The sequence below is a fragment of the Mycobacterium sp. GA-2829 genome (genome assembly GCF_001499965.1).
Lineage (GTDB): Bacteria > Actinomycetota > Actinomycetes > Mycobacteriales > Mycobacteriaceae > Mycobacterium.
In genome coordinates this window covers 1-1,795 of record NZ_LQIT01000083.1, presented here as the reverse complement: position 1 = coordinate 1,795, position 1,795 = coordinate 1, and the positions used below count along the sequence as shown (strand labels likewise).

The 1,795-nt window shown below is 64.3% G+C and carries 2 protein-coding genes; both read left to right on the top strand.

The genetic code is table 11. The features are described from left to right. The first annotated feature begins 326 nt into the window (after positions 1–326). A complete protein-coding gene (locus AU194_RS29715) occupies positions 327–989 on the top strand; it encodes an MspA family porin (RefSeq protein ID WP_059092843.1) in 663 nt (220 codons plus the stop codon). 291 nt (positions 990–1,280) lie between these two features. Then, positions 1,281–1,795: MspA family porin (locus AU194_RS29710; protein WP_059092844.1), on the top strand; the 515-nt coding region annotated here is incomplete at its 3' end.

The following is a 1,795-nucleotide window of genomic DNA, read 5'->3' as shown; positions in this document are numbered from 1 at the left end:
GGCTGATCGCCTCGACCGGTGACAGCGTCACCACCTACGGCGAGCCGTGGAACATGAACTGACGATCACCTGATCGCTAGAGAAGCCCCGCCGGCAGAGCCGGCGGGGCTTCTTGCGATCGCACGCATAACCCGCCCTGTTGTCGCTGATGAGAGCGGTATTGCGCTATCTGTTGTCGGTTGTATGCCGCCCTGTTATGTTTTCCGCGGCGAGGACGATGAGATTCGCATGAGGACAACGCACCGCGTTTCTCATCTGCGTCACATGTTGTCTTCAGGGCCTGGCGGTGCCAGGCCGACAGGTCAGCGCGGCAGCTAGGGAGAGAAATGAAAGCAATCAGTCGGGTGCTGGTCGCGTTGATCGCGGCCGTTGCGGCTCTGTTCACGAGCACGGGCACCTCCAACGCGGGTCTGGACAACGAGCTCAGCCTCCTCGACGGTCAGGGCCGCACCTTGACCGTGCAGCAGTGGGACACCTTCCTCAACGGCGTGTTCCCGCTGGACCGCAACCGGTTGACCCGTGAGTGGTTCCACTCGGGCCGCGCCAAGTACATCGTCGCCGGCGAGGGTGCCGAGGACTTCGAGGGCTCGCTGGAGCTGGGCTACCAGATCGGCTTCCCGTGGTCGCTGGGCGTGGGGATCAACTTCAGCTACACCACCCCCAACATCGCCTTCGACAGCCCCGACTTCGGATGCGTCGGTATCGGCTGCGAGGGCGGCATCGGGATTGACCTGCTGCCTGAGGTCGTGACCCCGCCGCTGTTCCCCGGTGTGTCGATCAGCGCGGACCTGGGCAACGGCCCCGGCATCCAGGAAGTCGCCACCTTCGCCGTCGACGTGACCGGCCCCGAAGGAACCGTCGCGGTCTCGAACGCTCACGGCACGGTGACCGGTGCAGCGGGTGGTGTGCTGCTGCGTCCGTACGCCCGGCTGATCGCCTCGACCGGTGACAGCGTCACCACCTACGGCGAGCCGTGGAACATGAACTGACGATCACCTGATCGCACGAAAACCCCGCGGGCCGGTGCCCGCGGGGTTTTTCTTTGCTCGCGCAACCAATGAGCTCATGCGGCGATGCCGATCCGCTACATCGCCGCAGGTAAAGGCCTAGATCTGCTATCTGTTGTCGGTTCTATGCCGCGCTGTTATGTTTCCCCAGTCGTCGACGATGAGATTCGCATGAGGACTGGGCATGTGAAATCTAATCGTGGTCACATGTTCGACTTCACCGGGCGTGGTCGGGTGCCGCGACCGTAGGCAGCGCGAAGGCTAGGGAGAGAAATGAAAGCAATCAGTCGGGTGCTGGTCGCGTTGATCGCGGCCGCTGCGGCTCTGTTCACGAGCACGGGCACCTCCAACGCGGGTCTGGACAACGAGCTCAGCCTCCTCGACGGTCAGGGTCGGACGCTGACGGTGCAGCAGTGGGACACCTTCCTCAACGGCGTGTTCCCGCTGGACCGCAACCGGCTGACCCGCGAGTGGTTCCACTCGGGCCGCGCCAAGTACATCGTCGCCGGCGAGGGCGCCGAGGACTTCGAGGGCTCGCTGGAGCTGGGTTACCAGATCGGCTTCCCGTGGTCGCTGGGTGTGGGCATCAACTTCAGCTACACGACCCCGAACATCGCCTTCGACAGCGCGGACTTCGGTGTCATCGACCCAATCGGTGACGGTACGGCCATCGACATCCTTCCCGAGATCGTGACCCCGCCGCTGTTCCCGGGTGTGTCGATCAGCGCGGACCTGGGCAACGGCCCCGGCATCCAGGAAGTCGCCACCTTCGCCGTCGACGTGACCGG

Bases quoted from the DNA above. Each gene is read 5' to 3' on its own strand.
- AU194_RS29715 (WP_059092843.1), top strand. From the start codon at position 327: ATGAAAGCAATCAGTCGGGTGCTGGTCGCGTTGATCGCGGCCGTTGCG.